Here is a 22,247-nt window from a genome sequence, read left to right on the forward strand (position 1 = left end):
TCCCCACCTGATCCAAACAGCGAAAGCAAGAAGACCCACATGATGGACGCCACCAAGATCGAGGCCCTTTTCACGCGTGAGAGCGGAGACTATGTCTTTGCCCGTTGGGGCCGCCCGATTGCGCCTGTGGTCTTCGGCGTGACCGACGAGACCTTGGCAGTCATCAAAGGGGCGCTGGAGGCGGTGATGACCTTGTCCGGCCATCAGATGGCCGAGACAGACCCGGAACTGGGCAGCAATCTCATGATGTTCTTCTTTCAGGACTGGGACGAATTGCCCGAGGTGCCGGGGCTGGACCGCCTGATCCTTGAGTTGAGGCCGCTGGTGGAGAAGCTGAAAGCGGCGGAGGCCAATCAGTACCGTGTCTTTCACTTCGATCCGGAAGGCGCGATCAAGGCCTGTTTCGTCTTCCTGCGCATGGACAAGGCCTTGAGCGACGTGCCCGCACAGACCCTGGCGCTGAGCCAGATCGTGCAGTCAGTGCTGTTGTGGTCGGACGCTGCATTTCGGCAGCAGTCGCCGCTGGCCGTGGCCGGGGACAAGACTATCCTGCGGCCGGAGATCTCCGCGCTGATCCGCGCGGCCTATGATCCGGTCATGCCCCCGGCAGCACAGGACAGCAGCCATGCGCTGCGCCTTGCGGCCCGCATCGGACAGGTGCAATGAGCGCGATCGACTATCAGGCCTTTGCCAGGGCGTGGCAGGCAGGCTGGAACAGCCATGATCTCGACCGTATCCTGGCGCATTATAGCTATGACATCGTCTTTCATTCGCGCAAGGCGCAAGCTCTGATGGGCGACGGTACGATCCGCGGCAAGGAGGCGTTGTGGGCCTATTGGGCAAAGGCGCTGGAAGGGCAGCCCGACCTGATCTTTACCGTGGAAGATGTGTTCGAGGGCCATGAGATGATGGTGATCACCTACAAGAACCATCGCGGCGTGCTGGCGGCAGAGACGCTCTATTTCGGGGCCGATGGCTTGGTGACGCAGGCCGCGGCCTGTCATCGGGAGGGCTAGGCCGATGCACCGTTTCAGGCTCCGGGTCTACTATGAAGACACCGACATGGCGGGCATTGTCTACCACGCGAACTACCTGCGCTACATCGAACGCGCCCGCAGCGACTGGGTGCGCGATATGGGCATTGACCAACTGGCGATGAAGGACCAAGGCGTTGTCTTTGCGGTGCGCCGGGTGGAGGCCGAGTACCTGCGGCCCGCACGATTTGACGACACGCTGGACGTCGAAACCACGCTTATCCACATGACGCCCGCGCGCATGGTCATGCGCCAGAAGGTGCGGCGCGATGACGATCTGCTCTTTACCGCCGACGTCACGATTGCCTGTCTCGGCGCGGGTGGAAAGCCCACCCGAATGCCAGCAGAACTTCGCTCAATGCCGATTAGTGCCCCCTCATGACAGCATAGTGATAGTAATCTTGGTTGTTCTTCGATAGAATCGCGTGAAATTGAGGTCGGCAAACGACCCACGAGCGGTGAATAGTAAAGAGCAGGCATCATGGAAGCAGAAACGCTGGCACTGGCGCATGAGATTGATTTCTCATTCTGGGGGCTGTTTGCCCGCGCGACCTTAATCGTAAAAATCGTGATGATCATGCTGATCGCGGCCTCCTTCTGGTCGTGGTCGATTATCGTGATGAAGCTGCTTGTCTACCGGCGCGCCCGCGCCGAGGCGGCAGAGTTTGATCAGGCCTTCTGGTCGGGGGAGCCGTTAGACGGTCTTTTCGAAACAGTTGGACCGGCGCCCTCGGGCAGTTCCGAGAAGATATTCGCGGCGGGCATGACCGAATGGCGCCGCTCGCACCGCGACGATGGCGGTCTGATCGCCGGGGCCACCTCGCGGATTGACCGATCGATGGACGTGGCGATCAACAAGGAGGCCGACTATCTGCGCGGTGGGCTGACGGTGCTGGCGACGGTGGGCTCATCGACCCCCTTCATCGGGCTTTTCGGGACAGTGATCGGGATCATGAACGCCTTCATCGAGATTGCAGAGCAGCAGAACACCAATCTGGCCGTGGTTGCCCCCGGTATTGCCGAGGCGCTGCTGGCCACGGGGCTGGGGCTGCTGGCGGCGATCCCGGCGGTGATCTTCTACAACAAGCTCAGCGCCGATTGTGATAAGATCCTCTCGGGCTACGAGGCCTTTGCGGATGAATTCGCGACGATCCTCAGCCGCCAGTTGGACGGATAGGCCATGGGCGCAGGCGTCATTCAGAACCAGGGCGAAGGCACACGACGCAGACGTCGCGGGCGTGGCAAGCCGCAGCCCATGTCCGAGATCAACGTCACGCCCTTTGTTGACGTGATGCTGGTGCTGCTGATCATCTTCATGGTGGCCGCACCCTTGTTAACCGTCGGCGTGCCGGTGGAACTGCCGAAAACCGCCGCCGGGGCCTTGCCGACGGAGCAGGAAGAACCGCTGACCATCACCATCACCGCAACGGGTGACCTGCAGATCCAGACCACCGAGACGGCGCGGGGGGAGTTGATCCCCAAACTGCGCGCAATTGCTGCGGAACGCACCAGTGATCAGGTTTTCCTGCGCGCGGACGGGGCGGTCCCCTATGCGCAGGTCATGGAAGTCATGGGCGCGCTGAACGCAGGCGGCTTTGCCAATATCGGTCTGGTCACCGACATTGGCGGGCCGACGCTGGACGGGCAGGACCGGTAGGGCGCGGTGCATACCGGGCATTATATCTCAGGGGCGGGGCATCTGGCTTTGATCGGCTGGCTGGTCTTTGGCGATGTCTTCGCCGCCGAACCCTTGCCCTTTGAAGCCACCGCCGTGTCGGTGATTTCGGGGGCTGAATACGCCGCCATGGTCGCCGCCGGACAGGCGCCGCAATCGACCACGGAAGTGGCGCAGCCCTCCAGCCCCGAGGTGACGCCGGATGCCCCCGAGATCGCGGCGACAGAGGATACGGTGAATGATCAATCGATGCCCGCGCCCGCAGAGACGCCCAGCGTCGAAGAGGCCCCGGATGTAACGCAGATCGAGCCATTGCCGCGGGCGGAGGTCAGTGACGAAGCCCCGGTGCTGCCGGAACCGCCTGCGGATGTGGCCGTTCTGGTGCCTGAGGTCAGCGACACGCCGGTGCCCGAAGCTGCCGAGCGCGTGGCCCCCGAAGCCGTGGCCCAACCCGACCCAGAAGCGACCCCGGACCCGGTGGAGCAGGAGGCCGTGGCACCGGACGAGGCGGGTGAGACACCGCAGGAGCCTGCCGAGGCAACCGCACCCGAGGCTGCGGCGACGGAGATTGTCACCGAGGCGGAGCGCCCGAGCGCTGTGCCAAACACATCGGCCCGGCCCCCTGCGCGCCGCCCCGACGCGCCGGTGCAGACCGCGCAACCGGCTGAGACCGAAGAGCCCGACCCACCCGCAAGCGAGACACCCGCGCCCGAACCGGAGGAAGATCCAGTTGCCGCCGCACTGGCCGAGGCACTGAGTGGTGAGAACACGCCCTCAAGCGCACCAAGCACTCCGCAGGGGCCACCCCTGACCGCCGGGGAGAAGGACACGCTGCGGGTTGCCGTGCAGGCCTGCTGGAACGTGGGCTCGCTGTCCACGGATGCCTTGAACACCACGGTCGTGGTCAGTGTCGCAATGAGCCAGGACGGCAAACCGGTCACCTCCTCAATCCGCATGACGTCCAGTTCCGGCGGCACGGAGCAGGCCGCCCGGCAGGCGTTTGAGGCGGCGCGCCGCGCAATTATCAGATGTGGCGCAAGAGGCTTCGAATTACCCGTAGAAAAATATAGCCAGTGGCAGGATATTGAGATGACGTTCAATCCCGAAAGGATGCGTATCAAATGAGATTTCTGGGAATGGTATTGAGTGGGGCCCTGGCGTTTGGCGGGCTCTGGGCAGCGGCCGCTCAAGCGCAAAGCGAGGGTCCCTTGCGGATCGAGATCACCGAAGGGGTTATCGAGCCCCTGCCGTTTGCCCTGCCGGTCTTCGAGGCGGAAACCGGGGATGCGGGCGGATTGGCGGCACAGATCAGCCAGGTTGTCTCTGCTGATCTGTCGGGCACGGGGCTTTTCCGCGAAATCCCGGCAAACGCTTTCATCAGCCAGGTCAGCAGCTTTGCAGCGCCTGTGCAATACGCCGATTGGAAAGCGATCAACGCGCAGGCGCTGATCACCGGGGCGGTCTCGGTGCAGGGCAACCAGCTGGCGGTGAAGTTCCGGCTCTATGACGTGTTCTCGGGCGCGGAGATGGGGGACGGCCTGCAGTTCACCGGCACCACCGAGGGCTGGCGCCGCATGGCGCATAAGGTGGCCGATGCGGTCTATAGCCGGATCACCGGCGAGGGCGGTTACTTCGACAGCCGCGTGGTCTATGTCTCGGAAACCGGCGGCAAGGACGCCCGGCAAAAGCGGCTTGCCTTGATGGATTACGACGGGGCGAACGTGCAATATCTGACGGACAGCAGCGCCATCGTGCTGGCGCCCCGCTTTTCCCCGAGCGGCGACCGGGTGCTCTATACCAGCTATGAAACCGGGTTCCCGCGCATCTACGTGCTGGATGTGGGCTCCGTGCAGCGGCGGGAGTTGGAAAGCCAGGAAGGCACCATGAGTTTCGCGCCGCGGTTTGCTCCCGACGGGCAGAACATTGTCTTTTCGCTCAGCCAGGGTGGCAACACAGATATCTGGGCGATGAATGTGGGCGGCGGTGGGGCGACACGGCTCACTTCTGCCCCATCGATCGAAACCGCGCCGAGCTTTTCCCCCGATGGCAGCCAGATCGTTTTTGAAAGCGACCGGTCGGGCTCGCAACAGCTCTACATCATGCCTGCAGGCGGCGGAGAGGCACAGCGGATTTCCTTCGGACCGGGCCGCTACGGAACGCCGGTCTGGTCGCCGCGCGGCGATCTCATCGCCTTTACCAAGCAGAACAGCGGGCGCTTCCACATCGGTGTCATGCGCACGGACGGATCGGAAGAGCGGTTGCTGACCGCCTCCTTTCTTGATGAAGGGCCCACATGGGCGCCCAACGGTCGCGTCATTATGTTTACCCGCGAAACCCAAGGGGAAGGCGGGCGTTCATCGCTCTACTCGGTCGACATCTCGGGCCGCAATCTGCGCCCGGTGCGCACCCCCGAGGGCGGATCAGACCCCTCGTGGTCGCCGCTTTTGCAGTGAGGCCGCTGAAATCGTTCCCATGGGCTGCCGCCTGTGGTAAAACCACGACAAAATAATAAACGATCTATCCATATGAGGCAGAGAACATGACACTTAAGGTAAAAATCCTACTTCTCGTTGCGGGGCTGGCCCTGGCCGCCTGTACCAACCCGGACCGCTTCGGCGCCGATGGTGGCGCGGGTGGTATTGGTGGTGGTGCCGGCGGCGCAATCGTGCCGGGCAGCGCAAATGACCCGACATCCCCCGCGTATTTCAACCAGGCGATTGGCGACCGGGTACTGTTCGCCGTTGACCAATCTGCCGTGACGGACGAGGGGCGGGTCGTTCTGGACGGTCAGGCCACATGGCTTCTGACAAACACCGATTTCACCGCGATCATCGAAGGTCACGCTGACGAACAAGGCACCCGCGAATACAACGTGGCACTTGGCGCGCGCCGGGCCAATGCGGTGCGGGAATATCTGATCTCCAAAGGTGTGGCGGGCAACCGGTTGCGCACGGTGAGCTACGGCAAGGAACGCCCCATCGAGATTTGCTCCAACGAGGCCTGCTATGCCAAGAACCGCCGCGCGGTGACCGTGCTGGCCGGTGGCCTGACAGGATAACCCATGCGCAATCTGGTCGCTATCGTCACCGCCCTTGCGCTGCTGCCGCTCAGTGTTGCCGCGCAGGACGATCAAACGCTGGCCGATATCCGGCAAGAGATGACCGTGCTCTACGTGGAGATCCAGAAGCTGCGGCGTGAGCTTTCCACGACGGGCGGGGCCTCGGTCAATACGGGCGGCGCGTCGGTTTTGGACCGGATGACCGCAATCGAAGCGGAGATGCAGCGGCTGACCTCCAAGACCGAGGAGTTGGAGTTCCGCATCAACCGCATCGTCGAGGATGGCACCAACCGTCTTGGGGATCTGGAATTCCGCCTGGTCGAGCTTGAAGGCGGCGATATCGCGGCGCTGGGAGAGACCAGCACGCTTGGCGGGGATATCCCGGCCACCGTGGCCCCCACGGCCCCGGCTCCAGGCACCGGTACGGCAACTGCCTTGCCCGAAGGCGGCACACAACTGGCCGTCGGCGAAGAAGAAGACTTCAAGAAGGCACAAGCGGCGCTGGCGGAGGGTGATTTCCAACAGGCTGTCACGCTGTTTGAGAATTTTTCTCAGACCTATCCGGGCGGCCCGCTGGCTGCCGGGGCGGACCTTGGGCGTGGCGAAGCCCTCGAAGGGCTGGGTGATACCCGTGAAGCCGCGCGCGCCTATCTCAATAGCTTCAGCGTGGCCCCGACCGGCCCCCTCGCGCCACAATCCCTGTTCCGCCTTGGGCGGTCGCTTGGCGGGCTTGGTCAAACGCAGGAAGCCTGCGTGACCCTGGGTGAGGTCGGATTGCGCTTTCCTACCGATCCCGCAGCCGAGCAGGCCCGCGCAGAGATGCAACGCCTGGGCTGTGCGTGATGTAATGCCGCAGGATCTGGGCAGTGAGGTTGCGAAACATCTGCTGCCCAATCCCCCACCGGCGCTTGGCATTGCCGTCTCCGGCGGCGGCGATTCCGTCGCTTTGGTGCATCTTTTGCATGCGTTCGCCGAGAGCCATCCGCTGCAACTCTATGCGGTCACGGTGGATCACGGGCTGCGCGCCGAAGCCGCTGAAGAGGCGAAGTCTGTCGGGCAGCTTTGCCAGTCTCTGGACATCCCCCACACTGTGCTGCCGTGGACCGGATGGGACGGACAGGGCAACCTGCAAAAGGAGGCCCGGGACGCGCGCTACAAACTGATTGCGGAATGGGCGCGGGAAAACCGGCTGCAGACCATCGCCCTGGGTCACACACTCGACGATCAGGCAGAGACCGTGCTGATGCGATTGGCGCGGGGGGCGGGCGTGGATGGTCTGTCGGCCATGACCCCGCGGCGCCTGTCCCGCGGGATCACTTGGATCCGCCCCCTTCTGGGGATTACCCGCGCCGATCTGCGCCACGATCTGCAGTCGCGGGGCGCGACCTGGCTGGAAGACCCCAGCAACGACGACCGGCGCTTCAGCCGGGTCAGGATGCGCGAGGCGCTGAAGGTACTCACCCCTCTGGGCATCGATGCGCAGGCGCTGGGGCAGGTTGCGTTCAACATGGCGCGGGCACGCGATGCACTGGGCTGGCAGGCCTTTCTGGAGGCGCGCCGCATCGCCCGCATCGAGGCGGGTGCTGTGCGTATCGACTGGCGCGCGTATCGGACGCTGCCGGATGAAATTGCCCGGCGCATCCTGCTGAGTGCGTTGCGATGGATCAGCGGCTCTGATTACGCCCCGCGCCGCCGCCCGGTTCTGGCCCTGATCGAGGCGTTGAAACAGGGTACAGGGGGCACGGTGGATGGATGCCAGGCATGGCGGGATCGCGACGCGCTGTGGATTTTCCGGGAGTATCAGCCGGTGCGCGATGTAACCTGTCCGCTGGACGCGATCTGGGACGGGCGCTGGCATGTTCAGGGCGGGTTGGCGGATGAGCGGTTGCATATCGCGGCTCTGGGGGCTGACGGTTTGGATCAACTGCCGGACTGGCGCGGGACAGGGCGCCCCCGCGAGGTTTTGCGCGTCACACCCGCAGTCTGGCGCGGCACGGACCTGGTGGCCGCGCCCATGGCCGGTTTCAGAAACGGCTGGTACGCCCGGATCGAGGGCGGCGAAGAAGCATTCTTTGCCGCACTTTTATCGCATTGAACATGGCGGCACAGTGTCTATCTTAAGCGGGTGGTGGTATCATGCCGATCCGCACCACGCGCATATTTGGGAGAATTTCGTTGGGTAACGCACGCAACATCGCCTTTTGGGTCGTTCTGTTCCTTCTGATCCTGGCACTGTTCAATCTGTTCAGCGGCCCCGGCAGCACGCTTCAGAGCCGTGAAATCAGCTATTCGGAATTCGTCAACGCGGTCGAGTCCGGTAATGTCAGCAACGTCACCTTGGACGGGGAACAGGTGCGTTTCCGTCAGGAGGACGGTGCCGACTATGTTGCGATCAAGCCCGAAGATGCTGAAATCACACAGCTTTTGATCGAGAACGACATCGCCGTGCGGGCCGAGCAACAACAGCAATCGGGCTTCCAGACCTTCCTGATGTCTCTCCTGCCGTTTCTCTTGCTGATCGGTGTTTGGGTCTACTTCATGAACCGGATGCAGGGCGGCGGCAAAGGCGGTGCCATGGGCTTTGGCAAATCCAAGGCCAAGATGCTCACCGAAAAGCATGGCCGCGTGACCTTTGACGACGTGGCGGGAATCGATGAGGCCAAGGAAGAGCTCGAAGAGATCGTCGAGTTCCTGCGTAATCCGCAAAAGTTTAGTCGTTTGGGCGGGAAAATTCCGAAAGGTGCCCTGCTTGAGGGCCCTCCTGGGACCGGTAAAACGCTGCTGGCGCGCGCGATTGCGGGCGAAGCGGGTGTGCCCTTCTTCACAATCTCGGGATCGGACTTTGTCGAGATGTTTGTCGGTGTCGGTGCGAGCCGGGTCCGCGACATGTTCGAACAAGCCAAGAAAAACGCGCCCTGCATCGTCTTCATCGACGAGATCGACGCGGTGGGTCGCCACCGCGGCGCGGGCTATGGTGGCGGCAATGACGAGCGTGAGCAGACCCTCAACCAACTGCTGGTCGAGATGGACGGGTTCGAGGCCAATGAAGGCGTGATCATCATCGCGGCCACCAACCGCAAAGACGTGCTGGACCCTGCGCTGCTGCGCCCGGGCCGGTTTGACCGTCAGGTCACCGTGGGCAATCCGGACATCAAGGGCCGTGAGAAGATCCTCGGCGTGCATGCCCGCAAGACGCCGCTGGGCCCTGACGTCGATCTGCGCATCATCGCGCGCGGTACGCCCGGCTTTTCCGGGGCGGATCTGGCGAACTTGGTGAACGAGGCGGCTTTGGGTGCTGCTCGGGTCGGGCGTCGTTTCGTGACGATGATCGATTTCGAACAGGCCAAGGATAAGATCATGATGGGGGCGGAACGCCGCTCCATGGTCATGACGCAGGAACAGAAAGAGATGACGGCCTACCACGAGAGCGGTCACGCGCTGGTCGGTATGATGCTGCCCAAATGCGATCCGGTCTACAAGGCCACGATCATTCCGCGCGGCGGCGCGTTGGGCATGGTGATGAGCCTGCCGGAAATGGACCGTCTGAACATGTTCAAGGACGAATGCCACCAGCGTCTGGCCATGACCATGGCGGGCAAGGCGGCGGAAATCCATAAATACGGACCGGATGCAGTCTCCAACGGGCCAGCGGGCGATATCATGCAGGCCTCGGGCCTCGCGCGTGCCATGGTCCTGCGCTGGGGCATGTCGGACAAGGTCGGGAACATCGACTATTCCGAAGCCGCCGAAGGCTATCAGGGGAACACGGCTGGCTTCTCCGTCTCCGCCAATACCAAGGAGTTGATCGAGGAAGAGGTTCAGAAGTTCATCCAGGATGGCTATGACTGGGCGCTCAAGATCATCAAGGAAAACGAGACGGAATTCGAACGTCTCGCCCAGGGTCTGCTGGAATATGAAACGCTGACCGGTGATGAGATCAAGCGCGTGATGAACGGCGAGCCGCCGGTGCCGCCTGCGGATGAGGAAGACAAGCCGGATGGCGGTTCTGCACCCAGCGTCACGGCCATTCCGAAAGCCAAGGCCAAGGCGAAGAAAACACCGCCCTCCGATGGCGGGTTGGAACCGGAGCCTTCGACCTGATCACGGGTCGCAATGATCCGATCACAAAGTTTCATGGGCTCCGCTGCGGCGGGGCCTTTTCTTTTGCCTAAGGCTCTGATCCCTTGGCCGCACCACTTGTCGGAAGGACATCGAATGCCTGCACTTTTGCCCACCGGGTTCACGGGAAAGATCACTTGGCTTGGCCGGGTCATCGACAGCGAGACACTGCTGCAGGCGGAGCCTTTGAACAGTGCTGAATTGACGTTTCACGGCATCGACGGGGAATGTCACGGCGGGCTGACCCGCCCCTCCTGCGTCCGTACCAAGGCGCAATATCCCAAGGGCACCGAAATCCGCAATGTGCGCCAGCTCTCCGTGCTCTCCGCCGAAGAACTGGCCGCAACCGCCCGCGACATGGGGCTGGAGCTGATTGATCCTGCATGGGTCGGCGCCTCCATGGTGATCGAAGGCATCCCGGATTTCACCCATGTGCCGCCGTCTTCGCGCCTGCAAATGCCCAGCGGGGCGAGCATCACCATCGACATGGAAAACCGGCCTTGTGTGTTGCCGGGGCGCGAGATCGAAAAGGACCACCCCGGGTTTGGCGCGGCGTTCAAACCCGCCGCGAAAAACCGCCGTGGCGTGACTGCATGGGTCGAACGCGAGGGAGCTGTCGCTGTTGGCGACACCGTCACCCTGCATATTCCGGACCAGCCGGTCTGGGCCCATCTCGCAGACGCCCGAACGTAACATTCGTTTCCGAAAAGAAACGATTGGTGCGCTTGCCGCCGCGGATAGTGGTGGAAATGTCGGAATTGCCCTTCTGCCAGCTTCGGCGCGCTCGTAAGCATGACGCAGCAAAACTGCCGTGCGCGGCGCATTCAGGGGGATTCTTCCATGGCCTATAAATCCGACATCGAAATCGCACGCGCCGCGTCGAAAAAACCAATTCAGGAGATCGGCGCAAAGCTGGGGATTTCCAGCGACGATCTGCTGCCCTACGGCCACGACAAGGCGAAGGTCTCGCAGTCTTTCATCAACTCGGTACAGGGGAATGAAAACGGCAAGCTGATCCTCGTGACCGCGATCAACCCGACACCGGCGGGTGAGGGCAAGACCACGACAACTGTCGGTCTGGGCGATGGTCTGAACCACATCGGCAAGAAAGCGGCTGTCTGCATCCGTGAAGCCTCGCTTGGCCCGAACTTCGGTATGAAGGGCGGCGCTGCGGGCGGTGGATACGCGCAGGTCGTGCCGATGGAAGAGATGAACCTGCACTTCACAGGCGACTTCCATGCGATCACCTCGGCGCACTCGCTGCTCTCGGCGATGATCGACAACCACATCTATTGGGGCAACAGCCTTGAGATCGACACCCGCCGCGTTGTCTGGCGTCGCGTTGTCGACATGAATGACCGCGCGCTGCGGCAGATCACGACCTCTTTGGGCGGCGTGGCGAACGGGTTCCCGCGCGAGGCCGGGTTTGACATCACCGTGGCCTCCGAGGTCATGGCGATCCTCTGCCTGTCCAAGGACCTGAGCGATCTGCAGAAACGTCTGGGCGACATGATCGTGGCCTACCGCCGCGACCGCTCGCCCGTCTACGCCCGCGATATCAAGGCTGATGGCGCGATGACCGTGCTGCTGAAAGACGCGATGCAGCCGAACCTGGTGCAGACGCTGGAGAACAACCCGGCTTTCGTGCACGGCGGACCCTTCGCCAACATCGCACACGGCTGTAACTCCGTGATCGCCACAACAACCGCGCTGAAACTGGCCGACTACGTGGTGACCGAAGCGGGCTTTGGCGCGGACCTGGGGGCCGAGAAGTTCCTCAACATCAAGTGCCGCAAGGCGGGGCTCGCGCCATCCTGTGTGGTCGTCGTGGCCACCGTGCGCGCGATGAAGATGAACGGCGGCGTGGCCAAGGCGGACTTGGGCGCTGAGAATGTGGACGCGGTGAAAAACGGCTGTGCGAACCTTGGCCGCCACATCGAGAACGTAAAATCCTTTGGCGTGCCGGTGGTCGTGGCGATCAACCACTTCGTGACTGACACCGATGCCGAAGTGCAGGCCGTGAAGGATTACGTGGCCGGGCAGGGCGCCGAAGCGGTGCTGTCGCGCCACTGGGAGCTGGGCTCCGAAGGCTCCGCCGATCTGGCCACCAAGGTCGTGGAAACCATCGAGAAGGATGAGGCGGATTTCGCGCCGATTTACCCGGACGAGATGGCTCTGGCCGACAAGATCAACACCATCGCCACCAAGATCTACCGTGCCGATGCTGCGGTGATGGATCAAAAGATCCTCAACCAGCTCAAGGATTGGGAAGATCAGGGCTATGGCAACCTGCCGGTTTGCATGGCGAAAACGCAGTACAGCTTCACCACTGACCCCAACGAGCGCGGCGCGCCTACCGGCTTTAACATCCCTGTGCGGGAAGTCCGCCTGAGCGCGGGCGCCGGGTTCGTCGTGGCCATCTGCGGTGAGATCATGACCATGCCGGGCCTGCCACGTGTGCCCTCGGCCGAGAACATCAAGCTCAATGCCGATGGCGATGTCGAAGGTCTGTTCTGATCACGACCGGCTGATGAATGACGCGGGGGCGGCGAAATCTGTTGCCCCCGGCACATGATGCCCGCAAGCTCTGTGTCATGACATTCAGGGAGATGATGATGACCAGATGGATTGCCTTGCTTTGCGCGCTTTTCGTTGCCGGAACTGTCGCCGCGCAGGACCGCTATGTCGGGTACTACTACCCCGATGTCACCTCCGAAGAGACGTTCGACCGCGTGGTCCGGGATGGCGGCGGCGCGGGCAAACCGGTGCGCATCGATTTCGTGAACGTTCTGACCTCGGCGCAGTTGGAATCGCCCGAAAGCCCGCGGTTCGTCTTTTTCGCCAAAGGAGAAGACGCCGATACGCTCATCCTGATCGCACTGGATGACGAGGTGTTTTCCACGCTCTACCGGGCGCGTGCGATCATGGCGCAGCTGACGGTTGCCGTCCGGCAGGGCGGTTTCTTCCAGCAGGAAGAACTGCAATATGTGGCGACTTTTTACGATTTGCTGCAGCTGATGCACTTCGAGGAACTGGTGATCAGCGACGGCGAGGACTGGACCCACAAGGTCACTTTTGAAAGATAACAGGAAGATAGAAATGCCAGCCAAGATCATCGACGGAAAAGCATTCGCCGCCACCGTGCGCGGCCAGGTCGCGGACCATGTGACCAGGCTCAAGGACGATCACGGGATCACGCCCGGGCTGGCGGTTGTCCTGGTGGGCGAGGACCCGGCGAGCCAGGTCTACGTGCGCTCCAAAGGCAAGCAGACCGTCGAGGTCGGCATGAAGTCGGTCGAGCACAAGCTCGATGCCTCGACATCCGAAGCGGACCTGCTCAAGGTGATCGACGATCTGAACAACGATCCCGAAATCCACGGCATTCTGGTGCAACTGCCGTTGCCCAAACATCTGGACGAAGATCTGGTCATCAATTCCATTGCGCCTGAAAAGGATGTGGACGGTTTCCATATCTCCAACGTCGGCCTGCTGGGCACCGGTCAGAAGTCCATGGTGCCCTGCACCCCGCTGGGCTGCCTGATGATGCTGCGGGACCACCATGGGTCCCTGTCTGGCATGGACGCTGTGGTCATTGGCCGCTCGAACATCGTGGGCAAACCCATGGCGCAGCTGCTGCTGGGCGACAGCTGCACGGTGACCATTGCGCATAGCCGCACCAAAGACCTGCCCGATGTGGTGCGCCGCGCCGATATTATCGTGGCGGCGGTTGGCCGCCCCGAAATGGTGCCGGGCGACTGGATCAAGCCCGGAGCCACCGTGATCGACGTGGGCATCAACCGTCTGGACGCGCCGGAGAAGGGCGAGGGCAAGACCCGCCTTGTCGGAGATGTGGACTATGACAGCTGTGCGGCTGTGGCCGGGGCGATCACGCCGGTGCCCGGCGGTGTGGGTCCGATGACCATCGCCTGCCTGCTGGCCAACACGGTGACGGCCTGCTGCCGCGCCAATGATCTGCCCGAGCCCGAAGGCCTGACCGCCTGACGGTCAGAGCGGCACCGGCACCATGGTGCCTTGCAGGATGGCAACCAGCGTTTCCTGACCGTCCTGCAGGGCATGCACCTTACTGCTGACGACGACCAGACGTCTGCCCGGCTTGATCACCGTGCCGGTGGCGCGCAGGTGGTCTCCGATGGCGGGGGCAAGCAGGTTGATCTTGATCTCCGCCGTCACCACCTCGCTGTCCAGGGGCATCATGCTGAGCGCCGCGTAACCTGCCGCGCTGTCGCCAATGGCAAAGGTCAGCCCGGCGTGGCCAAACCCCTGCTGCTGCCGCGCGCCGGGCAGGATCGGCGCGGTGATGTCGACCTCGCCTGCGGTGATCCGCGTGATCTTTGCCCCCAGCGTCGCCATCATCGACTGGGCGTCAAAACTCCGCTGAATGCGGTCTTTGTGAGCGGGGTCCATCTGCACCTCTCAGCGTGGCATCGGGATGCAGGTGGGCACAGGACCGGTCAGGATGGCAAGCGCTTTTGGCTGCATCAACCGGCCCAGCACGTCACTGTGACTGCGGAGCCCCCCGGTATAGGTGCCGTAGGCTGGCAAGATCAACCGATTGGAATCGCACAGGAATGCAGGGCGTGAGATACGTCTTCCCCGCGCCTGCAGGTCGGCCTTGGGATGATAATGGCCGGAAACCTCTCCCTGGGCGTCGGGCGCTGCAATATGGCGAAAGGTCAGAGGACCGACGGTCAACTCCTGCAGATGTTCGCCGCCAAATTCAAGAGGGCCCGGATCATGATTGCCCTCGATCCAGATCCAGCGACGACCCGCCTGCAACCGTGTGATCCAGAGCCGGATGTCGTCGGGCAGCGCAGCCGCCGCCGTCAGATCATCAAAGCTGTCGCCCAGACAAACCACAATGCGCGCATTGCTGTGTGCCAGATCAGCGGCCAGCCGGGTCAGCGTGTCATGGGTCTCATAGGGCGGCAGGGATTGCCCGCTGCGCCGCGCCACCCGCTCCGACTTGCCCAGATGCAAATCCGAGATGCACAAGAGCGCTTCGTCCGGCCACCAAAGGGCGCCCGACCCAAGGGCCTTGAGCGACGCGGAGGCAAAACTGAAATCGTGGCAGTTCATGATTTGTTCATTGCGCAATCCCACGAAGGTTGCAAGGGGTTCAATAGCCCACGCGCCAACGCGGCCTGTTTGACGGTTGTGGGGTGATATCCGCAATCCCGGCAGTGTCCATCAGACGCGCGGCTTCTTCGGCCAGCAGCTTCTCCTCGGCGGCACCCTTCACCGGCACGCGCCCCATCTCCAGGAACATCGGGGCCGCCAGCGGGGTCACCCGCGTCAGTTTCAGGTGATCAATCCGGCCTGCGACACGGCGCGACATCTCCTCGATGCGCCCGAAATCCACCAAACCGCGCAGAGCCTCTTCGCGCGTGATGTCCAGCAGCAAATGGCCGGGGTCGTACTTCTGCAGAGTGTCGTAGAGGATGTCGGAACTGAACGTCGCCTGCCGTCCGGATTTGCGCGCCGATGGCGTATTGCGCTGGATCAGCCCCGCAATGGTTGCGCTGGCCCGAAAGGTGCGTTTCATTACGGCGTTGCCTGCGAGCCAAGTCTCCAACCCGTCCTGCAGGGCATCGAGATCGAAAAGCGGGGCAGGGGTGTCGATCGCGTTCAGCCCCCAGATCAGCGTGGCATAGTCGGTCGCCACAAAACCCATCGGGTTCAGCCCCATCTCCTCCATCCGCTTGGTGAGCAAAAGGCCCAGCGTCTGCTGCCCGTTGCGCCCGGCAAACCCATAGATCACGGTCTGTTCCCGCCCGTCATGGGGGAAGCTTTCGATCAGCAGGCGCCCGGGTCTGGGCAGTTGGCTGACCTCGCGCTGAAGCGCCAGCCAATCTGCCGTGTGGGCGGGCAGTTCCGGCCAGCTCTCCTGCTGGAACATATCGATGATACGGGCGCTGAGCTGGGTGGAGGTGGCGAACTTGGTGCCCATGAAGGTGGCGACCTTGGGCTTTTTGGCGGCGTTGCGGCTCACTTCCACGGTCATTTCGCGCAGACCTTCATAACGCACGATCTGGCCCCCGATCAGGAAGGTGTCGCCAGGGGTCAGAGAGGCGGCAAACCCCTCTTCGATCTCGCCCAGAGGCTTGCCGCCGCGACTGCGTTTCAGCCTGACTTTCAGGGTGTCGGTATCCTGAATGGTGCCGATGTTCATGCGGATTTTCTGGGTTGCGCGGGGGTCGCGCAGTTGCCACCGACCGTCCGGACGCTGCAGCAACCTCTGCCATTGGTCATAGGCACGCAGGGCATAGCCGCCGGTGGCACAGAAATCGAGACAGGCATCGAATGCGGCCCGCGTGAGCGCCGCATAGGCCCCGACCGTGATGACCTCTTCATAGAGATCGGTGGCGTCAAAGGGTCCGGCCGCGGCAGTAATCAGAATGTGCTGGCACAGGACGTCGCGGGGGCCGGGGCCACGCGGGTCACCGTCGAGCGCACCTGCGCGCACCGCCTCGAGCGCTGCCACACATTCCACCACCTCGAAGCGGTTTGCAGGTACCAGCAGCGCCTTGGACGGCGCGTTGTAGCGGTGGTTCGCGCGTCCGATCCGCTGCACCAGACGTTTGACGTTCTTGGGCGCGCCGATCTGGATCACCAGATCCACATCGCCCCAGTCAATGCCAAGATCAAGACTGCCGGTGCAGACAATCGCACGTAGCTCACCGCGCACCATGGCACCCTCGACGCGCTCGCGCTGCTGCCGGTCGAGGGAGCCGTGGTGGATGCCGACGGCCAAGCTGTCCTCATTGGCCAGCCATAGGTTGTGAAAGAAAATCTCTGCCTGGGCGCGGGTGTTGTGAAAGATCAGCGTGGTCTTGTGCTGGCGGATCTGGTCGAGCACCGCCGGGATGGCATAGGCGGCGCCACCGCCTGACCACGGGGGGGCTTCGTCTGTGGTCAGCATGGAGATATCGGGGGCAGGCCCGGGGTCCGCCAGCAGAATTTCGCACGGGTCTGGATGGCGTGCAAGCTGGTGCGCGATGGCAGCGGGGTCCTCAACCGTGGCGGAAAGACCGACGCGTCGCAGATCGGGGCAGAGCCGTTGCAGGCGTCCCAACGCCAGCATCAGTTGATCGCCGCGTTTGGATTCTGCCAGCGCATGGATTTCATCCACCACCACCCGCTTGAGGCCCTTGAACATGCGCGAGGCGTCTTCATAGGAGGTGAGCAGGGCGAGGCTTTCCGGCGTGGTCAGCAGGATATGCGGCGGATCGGCACGCTGGCGTTTCTTGGCGGAGGCGGGCGTGTCGCCGGTACGGTCTTCGACACGGATGGGCAGGTCCATTTCTGTAACCGGCGTCGTCAGATTGCGTTTGATATCAGCAGCCAGGGCCTTGAGCGGTGAGATGTAGAGCGTGTGCAACCCATCGTGTGGCGCCACAGCCAGATCGACCAGCGTGGGCAGGAACCCGGCCAACGTCTTGCCACCGCCGGTCGGCGCGATGAGCAGCAGGGCGGGCGCCTCCGCGCGGTCGAGCATCTGTTGCTGGTGCGGGTGGATGGACCAGCCCTTAGTGGCGAACCAGTCGTGGAATTTCCGGGGCAGGGCGGTCATGTGAGGCAAGATAGCGGATCGCGCGTCGGGAACCAGCCCCATCGCCTGACGGACGCATATTGGGGGCCTTTTGATCGCCGGGGAAACGCGCGGCACGCGTTTAGGCACCCAATAAGAGATACATCCGACCGCAAACCACAAGGCCGGAGTGGATGTTGGGCCTGGTTCGGCAGCCTTGGCTATCGAGGCATCCATCCTTGGAGCCCAGTGCCGATGGATGGCACTGCTTTGGATGCGCGCCGGTAACCCCCCCCCTTTTCCAAGGACCTGTGGATGACATCGAAACCGCCATGGAACAAGCCCTGCACGGGCGGGGACGGTGTCACCGTGATGAGGAGACGACAGGTCGGGTTCGCGGTTTTTAGGGGTACGAGCGATGTGCCTATTCCAGAAACGCCGGATGCTTTCTGCGCAAATGAAGCGTGACAAAACTCGTCCGCTTTTGAGGGCAAGCAGATAAAGCTAGCACGCAGGCCGTCTGCTACCGGCTCTGTGCCACCCCCGGTCGCGCCCCAAGCGCCGCAACGCACAGGTTGTCAGACCGTCGCATGCCCGCGCAGGCGCAGCACCAACGGGAACATCGCCAGCACGAGCAGAGCGGCAAACAGGAACGGCGCCCCCGGCAGGTAAATCCCATCTCCATCGACAGAGGCCTGAAAGAGGCCGGTCATCGCGATGGGGGACAGGATTGCGGCCATCGATGACAGGGAGGCGATCACGCCCTGCACCACACCCTGCCTGTCTTCATCGACCTGGTTCGATGCCATCGCCGTCACCAGTGCTGGCACAAGGTCCGAGAGGGCCGCCAGCAATAAGAAGACCACGAGGGCTGCAACCGAACCGGTAAAGCCGAAGCCGATCATGCCGATCAGCGCCGATGTCATGCCCAGCATCAGGGTGCGGAAATCCCCGATCAACCGGATCAGGATCGGCATCAATCCCCCCTGGACGAGGGCCAGCAGAACACCGTAGGCCGCAAGCGATAACCCGATGTAAAGCGTCGGCCAGTCAAAGACTTCGCGGGTCCAGAACGCCCAAAGCGTTGGATAGACCATATTGGCGAACTCGAAGATGAGAATGCAAGTGAGGGGCACCGCCAGACCCGGCAGGCGAAAGGCGTCGAAGATCGATTTGAACGGGTTGAGGTCGCGCCGCCCGAAGGGACGCCGCTTGTGCGGTGCCAGGCTTTCGGGCAGCACGAAGTATCCAAAGAGCGCGTTGCCCGCCGACAAGGCCGCGGCAATCCAGAACGGGGCGGCAATGCTGATTTCCGCGGCAAGCCCCCCAATCGCGGGCCCGAGCACGAAACCGATGCCGAAGGCGGCCCCGATCAGGCCAAAGTTTGCGGCCTTTTCCTGGGGCGAGGAGATATCCGCAATATAGGCCGTCGCGGTGATATAGGTGGCGCCTGCCAGCCCCGCGAGGGTGCGGCCAAGCAGCAGCAGCCAGAAACTGTCCGCCAGCGCCATGATCACGTAATCCAGCGCCAGCATGACAAGTGCCGCGATCAGCACGGGTCTGCGCCCCACAGCATCCGAGATGCTTCCGACGATCGGGCCACATAAAAATAACGCGCCCGCGTAGGCGGCCATCAAAAACCCGCCCCAGAAGGCTCCTTGTCCAGTATCTCCCGCGCCGACGCGATCCATCAGATCCGGCATGATGGGAAACACGATGCCAATGCCGATGGCGTCGATCATCAGCGTGATGAGGATGAAGAGAATGGCGCGGTTTTTGAACATGAGACTCTATCGGATGGGGCCCGGGTCAAGGCAAGTCGAAAATGGCTTGGGCAAGCGCCTTTGACGGCCTTCCCGCGACGTTCAGGCAGGTGCTCGGCCATCCACGGTTTTCCAGCCATGAGACTCCCGATCACGAACGAGCGCGTTCCAGCGCCCGCCATGTCTTTCGTAGCCATTTTACGGGGGTTTATGGGGAGGGCAGTTATCGCCGGAGCAAAAAGTGCGGTACCGTATGGAGGGCTGACTTAAGGGACGCCGCCAGCTTCGGGGGCCTTTGTCCTCAATGCCCTACGCGGATAATTCCTGATCGCGGGAAAGAGATCCCCGCAACACGAGCCGAGCGGATCGCGTCTTTTGTCACAGTCTGCCAGTCTCCGCGATGCCTCATAGCATCGACAGGACGCAGGTCATGCAGCACCGTTAAAGACGGCAAAATCATCCGAGACAGGCAGAGAACTGACGGCCCAAAACAGGCTGCCACCGGTCACTGCATGCCACAAACTGGGGTGGAATCGCAAAGCACTGGTCGGCGCAGTTTCAGCGTGCGGCGCGCTTCCTTCTCCAGTCCAAGCTTCATCAACACATTGACATATGCCAATTCAATCAAGTCGCGTTGTGCCCGGCTTCCGCCAAGCCGTTCTGTCGTCGCCATCACCTGCGACAAATGCTCCAATGCGCCGCTCCAGTTCCCGCGCGCAATTTCGCCCCAACCTTTGGCAACGGGCCGGACAAGGTCGCCGGCAAACCCCTTGGCCGTGTCCACGATATACGCCAGACGTTCGCCATCACCGGCCATTGCATGGCAGAGAGCCGCATGCATATCCGCAAAGCTTTGGCCCGTTTCGGGAAAGAACCGGGCTGCGTATCCGCTCAGGTCCTTCCAGCGCTCCGGTGCGACCTTCAGACCCGCGATTTCAGCGCGGTACAGAATGGCAGCGGTATCGGTGAGGACATTGATTGGCATGCTGTCCGAGCTTCCGGGCCGAACGCTGTCGTCCACGGCATCCCACATTGCCTGCTCGTCGCCATCATGCAGCGCCCATAGAGCGACATGCCAGCTGAGATGCCCGTGCAAAACGGCTCTCTTGTCGTATTGCTCCATCCACTCCCCCAGATAGTGACGTCCGGCGGCAATTTCTCCGGTCTCATAGAGTGCATGTGCCCGAAAATGCGCACCGTTTGCATTTCTGGGATTGATCGCCAGGGATCTCTCCATGAGCGATAGGGACGCATCGGTCTGTCCTGTCTCACACAGCGATAATGCGTGCATCGACATCATCCACCAGTCATTCTGGTAGTGCGGCAGCAGCGTCTCGGTGTAGGCGAGTAATTCTGCCTCTCGACCGGCTTTCCCCGAAAACCCGATCAATCCGAAAACATTGGTGCAGAGCTGCGCCGCCATGGCGTCCCGGGGATGGTCTCTGACATGGTCCTTGACGATGGTACGGGCAAGCGGAGGGTCGCCATCCAGCAAGGCGGCAAAGGCTGAAACATGTGTCCGCTCTCGGTCAGTCGATGCGCTGGCCAGGCTCTGGGCGCGGGCAATTGCGGCTTTAGCCTCTGGAAGCCGCGCTTCCATCATGAGGGCGCGTGCCAGGCCTACATAGCCCACGGCAAACGCCGGATCCGCGCTGACGGATGCCTCAAACGCTTGGACAGCGCCGAACTCGGCGCCGAGGAACAACTGCACTCCGTGGTCGTAGTGATCTCGCGCATCCGCAGTGTTTGTGGAAATCGTGTTTCCGTAGCCGTCGGAAAGGGTCATCTGTAAATCCATTTATGTCTATGCACCGACCCTATGAGAGAATTTGGCCTGGCCCAAACAATAACTGGTCCGCGTGACAGAGCTGTTGCCGCGCGCGGGGAGGCCGTAAATCAGGGTGTCGGCTTGACAGGCTCCGGGAGAGACAGCCATCACTGGCGTTTAGGTATCCGCGCTAGAGCGTTCTTTTCAGATCCCTGTAACGGCGTCTGCTGACCGGGATTTTTGTGCCGTTGTGAAGCGTGCAGACATAGGCGCTGCCTACAGATTTGATCTTTTGGACGTGTTTGAACCGGACCCAGTGGGACCGGTGGCATTGCGCCCCGTGGAAATCCTTCAGCGCGGTTACGCAATCGGCAAAGGCCAGCTTCAGGGTCGCGGTGCCTTGGGTGGTCGTGATGGTCACATAGTGATCCTGCGCCTCGGCGTGCAGGATGTCGTCCCCCAGACGATGGGGAGCAGATGGCAAAACGCTTCGCAGCGGGGGCTCGGGGAGGTGTCGGGATCGCAAAATCCTGCGGTACCGCTCAGCGATGCCCGCCGCACGATAGGCAAATACGGCCATGAGGGCCGAAAGCCCGAGGGATGGTGGCGCCAGGGACGCAAGTTCCGCAGCATAGAGCCGCCAAAGGCCGGATTTCGCGTCATGTGTCACCGGCTCGCTGTCCAAAAGCAGTTCGGCGACCAAGGAGAAGGGCGTGAGCAGGAAAGGCAAAACGCAAACGGCGAGGATCAGCGGCCATGGCATCCGAGCCCCCAGCAGCACGCCCGCTGCAGTCGTTCCCGCCAGCAGGCACGCAGCGACCAGAAGGTGGAACACCCAATGCAAGGCCGCCAGCCAAAGCGGTAGCGCGGCGGTCACCAGCGGATCAAAGCTTGTGATTACGAGACCGCCGACCACTGAAAAGCCGAGACAGTATTTGGCGAGTTGCTGCCACGAGCTGTCGTGTGACCCGAAGATCGTCAGCAAGGCGCCTGAGAGCATGTCTGTGGTGGCATCACGTCGGGGGCTGGTTTTTGGCATCACAAGTTCGTCTCATCGTTGGGGGTCTGTCGCCCTCCCTACAAAACCATTGCGCCGGTCAGAACGGCAAGTTCGCGAACGGTAAGAGAATGACCGTTCGTGAGCGGTCGCCGACCGCTGACGCATTTTCAAGCCGTCTTCGAGAACAGGCTGTTCTCAATGCCCTGCGTCTCGCGCTGTCTGGGCGCGCGTCTGAGGCTTGGACGCAGAGCAAGATAACTCCATCATTGAGAAGAGGATGT

The 22,247-nt window shown here is 62.3% G+C and carries 21 protein-coding genes; 15 read left to right on the top strand and 6 right to left on the bottom strand.

Annotated elements, in window-relative coordinates:
* Positions 1-39: 39 nt before the first annotated feature.
* From ISX84_RS01540 to folD, 15 genes are all read left to right on the top strand, one after another.
* Positions 40-666, top strand: a complete 627-nt coding sequence (locus ISX84_RS01540) for a hypothetical protein (protein ID WP_229884034.1) — start codon at positions 40-42, stop codon at positions 664-666.
* Positions 663-1,016, top strand: coding sequence for a nuclear transport factor 2 family protein (locus tag ISX84_RS01545; protein ID WP_195818558.1), 354 nt, complete (start codon positions 663-665; stop codon positions 1,014-1,016). The genes ISX84_RS01540 and ISX84_RS01545 overlap by 4 nt, the downstream gene beginning before the upstream one ends.
* 4 nt (positions 1,017-1,020) lie before the next feature.
* Positions 1,021-1,416 (top strand): tol-pal system-associated acyl-CoA thioesterase, encoded by a 396-nt coding sequence (ybgC, locus tag ISX84_RS01550; protein WP_195818559.1) that lies wholly within the window; start codon positions 1,021-1,023, stop codon positions 1,414-1,416.
* Between the two features lie 99 nt (positions 1,417-1,515).
* Positions 1,516-2,211: a protein TolQ gene (gene tolQ, locus ISX84_RS01555; RefSeq protein ID WP_195818560.1), complete on the top strand. Its 696-nt coding sequence runs from the start codon at positions 1,516-1,518 to the stop codon at positions 2,209-2,211.
* Positions 2,212-2,214: 3 nt separating this feature from the next.
* A complete protein-coding gene (gene tolR / locus ISX84_RS01560; protein ID WP_195818561.1) occupies positions 2,215-2,691 on the top strand; it encodes a protein TolR in 477 nt (158 codons plus the stop codon).
* Positions 2,692-2,697: 6 nt separating this feature from the next.
* Positions 2,698-3,834: an energy transducer TonB gene (locus tag ISX84_RS01565; RefSeq protein WP_195818562.1), complete on the top strand. Its 1,137-nt coding sequence runs from the start codon at positions 2,698-2,700 to the stop codon at positions 3,832-3,834.
* Positions 3,831-5,162 carry a Tol-Pal system beta propeller repeat protein TolB gene (gene tolB, locus ISX84_RS01570; RefSeq protein WP_195818563.1) on the top strand — a complete coding sequence of 444 codons (1,332 nt, stop codon included), beginning with the start codon at positions 3,831-3,833 and terminating at the stop codon, positions 5,160-5,162. Before ISX84_RS01565 ends, tolB begins: the two co-directional genes overlap by 4 nt.
* Before the next feature lie 86 nt (positions 5,163-5,248).
* Positions 5,249-5,767 (top strand): peptidoglycan-associated lipoprotein Pal, encoded by a 519-nt coding sequence (gene pal, locus ISX84_RS01575; RefSeq protein WP_195818564.1) that lies wholly within the window; start codon positions 5,249-5,251, stop codon positions 5,765-5,767.
* Positions 5,768-5,770: 3 nt separating this feature from the next.
* Positions 5,771-6,610 (top strand): tol-pal system protein YbgF, encoded by an 840-nt coding sequence (gene ybgF, locus ISX84_RS01580; protein WP_195818565.1) that lies wholly within the window; start codon positions 5,771-5,773, stop codon positions 6,608-6,610.
* 4 nt (positions 6,611-6,614) lie between these two features.
* Positions 6,615-7,862, top strand: coding sequence for a tRNA lysidine(34) synthetase TilS (gene tilS / locus ISX84_RS01585; RefSeq protein WP_195818566.1), 1,248 nt, complete (start codon positions 6,615-6,617; stop codon positions 7,860-7,862).
* An 80-nt stretch (positions 7,863-7,942) separates the two neighbouring features.
* The gene (gene ftsH, locus ISX84_RS01590) at positions 7,943-9,868 is read left to right on the top strand and encodes an ATP-dependent zinc metalloprotease FtsH (protein WP_195818567.1); all 1,926 of its coding nucleotides are present in this window, start codon (positions 7,943-7,945) and stop codon (positions 9,866-9,868) included.
* Positions 9,869-9,982: 114 nt separating this feature from the next.
* On the top strand, positions 9,983-10,579 hold the full coding sequence (locus tag ISX84_RS01595) for an MOSC domain-containing protein (protein WP_195818568.1): 597 nt from the start codon (positions 9,983-9,985) through the stop codon (positions 10,577-10,579).
* Positions 10,580-10,726: 147 nt separating this feature from the next.
* Positions 10,727-12,403: a formate--tetrahydrofolate ligase gene (locus ISX84_RS01600; RefSeq protein ID WP_195818569.1), complete on the top strand. Its 1,677-nt coding sequence runs from the start codon at positions 10,727-10,729 to the stop codon at positions 12,401-12,403.
* A gap of 98 nt (positions 12,404-12,501) precedes the next feature.
* Entirely contained in the window at positions 12,502-12,972 is a 471-nt protein-coding gene (locus ISX84_RS01605; RefSeq protein ID WP_195818570.1) for a hypothetical protein, read from the top strand.
* 13 nt (positions 12,973-12,985) lie between these two features.
* Positions 12,986-13,888 carry a bifunctional methylenetetrahydrofolate dehydrogenase/methenyltetrahydrofolate cyclohydrolase FolD gene (folD, locus tag ISX84_RS01610; RefSeq protein ID WP_195818571.1) on the top strand — a complete coding sequence of 301 codons (903 nt, stop codon included), beginning with the start codon at positions 12,986-12,988 and terminating at the stop codon, positions 13,886-13,888.
* Between the two features lie 3 nt (positions 13,889-13,891).
* Here folD and ISX84_RS01615 read toward each other — a convergent pair whose 3' ends face one another.
* From ISX84_RS01615 to ISX84_RS01640, 6 genes are all read right to left on the bottom strand, one after another.
* Positions 13,892-14,311, bottom strand: a complete 420-nt coding sequence (locus ISX84_RS01615) for a PaaI family thioesterase (protein ID WP_195818572.1) — start codon at positions 14,309-14,311, stop codon at positions 13,892-13,894.
* Positions 14,312-14,320: 9 nt separating this feature from the next.
* Complete coding sequence (gene pdeM / locus ISX84_RS01620) at positions 14,321-14,983, bottom strand: ligase-associated DNA damage response endonuclease PdeM (RefSeq protein WP_195818573.1); 663 nt, start codon at positions 14,981-14,983, stop codon at positions 14,321-14,323.
* Between the two features lie 40 nt (positions 14,984-15,023).
* Positions 15,024-17,477 carry a ligase-associated DNA damage response DEXH box helicase gene (locus ISX84_RS01625; protein ID WP_195818574.1) on the bottom strand — a complete coding sequence of 818 codons (2,454 nt, stop codon included), beginning with the start codon at positions 17,475-17,477 and terminating at the stop codon, positions 15,024-15,026.
* A gap of 536 nt (positions 17,478-18,013) precedes the next feature.
* The gene (locus ISX84_RS01630) at positions 18,014-19,219 is read right to left on the bottom strand and encodes an MFS transporter (protein ID WP_195818575.1); all 1,206 of its coding nucleotides are present in this window, start codon (positions 19,217-19,219) and stop codon (positions 18,014-18,016) included.
* A 484-nt stretch (positions 19,220-19,703) separates the two neighbouring features.
* Positions 19,704-20,984, bottom strand: coding sequence for a tetratricopeptide repeat protein (locus ISX84_RS01635; RefSeq protein WP_195818576.1), 1,281 nt, complete (start codon positions 20,982-20,984; stop codon positions 19,704-19,706).
* A 172-nt stretch (positions 20,985-21,156) separates the two neighbouring features.
* Positions 21,157-22,005, bottom strand: coding sequence for a LytTR family DNA-binding domain-containing protein (locus tag ISX84_RS01640; RefSeq protein ID WP_195818577.1), 849 nt, complete (start codon positions 22,003-22,005; stop codon positions 21,157-21,159).
* Between the last annotated feature and the right edge of the window lie 242 nt (positions 22,006-22,247).

It is taken from the genome of Roseobacter sp. MH60115, assembly GCF_015644665.1.
Classification (GTDB): domain Bacteria; phylum Pseudomonadota; class Alphaproteobacteria; order Rhodobacterales; family Rhodobacteraceae; genus Roseobacter.

What these genes read in the sequence shown, in the direction of transcription:
- ISX84_RS01540 (WP_229884034.1), top strand. Translation starts at nt 40, where the DNA reads ATGATGGACGCCACCAAGATCGAGGCCCTTTTCACGCGTGAGAGCGGA.
- ISX84_RS01545 (WP_195818558.1), top strand. Translation starts at nt 663, where the DNA reads ATGAGCGCGATCGACTATCAGGCCTTTGCCAGGGCGTGGCAGGCAGGC.
- ybgC (WP_195818559.1), top strand. Translation starts at nt 1,021, where the DNA reads ATGCACCGTTTCAGGCTCCGGGTCTACTATGAAGACACCGACATGGCG.
- tolQ (WP_195818560.1), top strand. Translation starts at nt 1,516, where the DNA reads ATGGAAGCAGAAACGCTGGCACTGGCGCATGAGATTGATTTCTCATTC.
- tolR (WP_195818561.1), top strand. Translation starts at nt 2,215, where the DNA reads ATGGGCGCAGGCGTCATTCAGAACCAGGGCGAAGGCACACGACGCAGA.
- tolB (WP_195818563.1), top strand. Translation starts at nt 3,831, where the DNA reads ATGAGATTTCTGGGAATGGTATTGAGTGGGGCCCTGGCGTTTGGCGGG.
- pal (WP_195818564.1), top strand. Translation starts at nt 5,249, where the DNA reads ATGACACTTAAGGTAAAAATCCTACTTCTCGTTGCGGGGCTGGCCCTG.
- ybgF (WP_195818565.1), top strand. Translation starts at nt 5,771, where the DNA reads ATGCGCAATCTGGTCGCTATCGTCACCGCCCTTGCGCTGCTGCCGCTC.
- tilS (WP_195818566.1), top strand. Translation starts at nt 6,615, where the DNA reads ATGCCGCAGGATCTGGGCAGTGAGGTTGCGAAACATCTGCTGCCCAAT.
- ISX84_RS01595 (WP_195818568.1), top strand. Translation starts at nt 9,983, where the DNA reads ATGCCTGCACTTTTGCCCACCGGGTTCACGGGAAAGATCACTTGGCTT.
- ISX84_RS01600 (WP_195818569.1), top strand. Translation starts at nt 10,727, where the DNA reads ATGGCCTATAAATCCGACATCGAAATCGCACGCGCCGCGTCGAAAAAA.
- ISX84_RS01605 (WP_195818570.1), top strand. Translation starts at nt 12,502, where the DNA reads ATGACCAGATGGATTGCCTTGCTTTGCGCGCTTTTCGTTGCCGGAACT.
- folD (WP_195818571.1), top strand. Translation starts at nt 12,986, where the DNA reads ATGCCAGCCAAGATCATCGACGGAAAAGCATTCGCCGCCACCGTGCGC.
- ISX84_RS01615 (WP_195818572.1), bottom strand. Translation starts at nt 14,311, where the DNA reads ATGGACCCCGCTCACAAAGACCGCATTCAGCGGAGTTTTGACGCCCAG.
- pdeM (WP_195818573.1), bottom strand. Translation starts at nt 14,983, where the DNA reads ATGAACTGCCACGATTTCAGTTTTGCCTCCGCGTCGCTCAAGGCCCTT.
- ISX84_RS01625 (WP_195818574.1), bottom strand. Translation starts at nt 17,477, where the DNA reads ATGACCGCCCTGCCCCGGAAATTCCACGACTGGTTCGCCACTAAGGGC.
- ISX84_RS01630 (WP_195818575.1), bottom strand. Translation starts at nt 19,219, where the DNA reads ATGTTCAAAAACCGCGCCATTCTCTTCATCCTCATCACGCTGATGATC.
- ISX84_RS01635 (WP_195818576.1), bottom strand. Translation starts at nt 20,984, where the DNA reads ATGACCCTTTCCGACGGCTACGGAAACACGATTTCCACAAACACTGCG.
- ISX84_RS01640 (WP_195818577.1), bottom strand. Translation starts at nt 22,005, where the DNA reads ATGCCAAAAACCAGCCCCCGACGTGATGCCACCACAGACATGCTCTCA.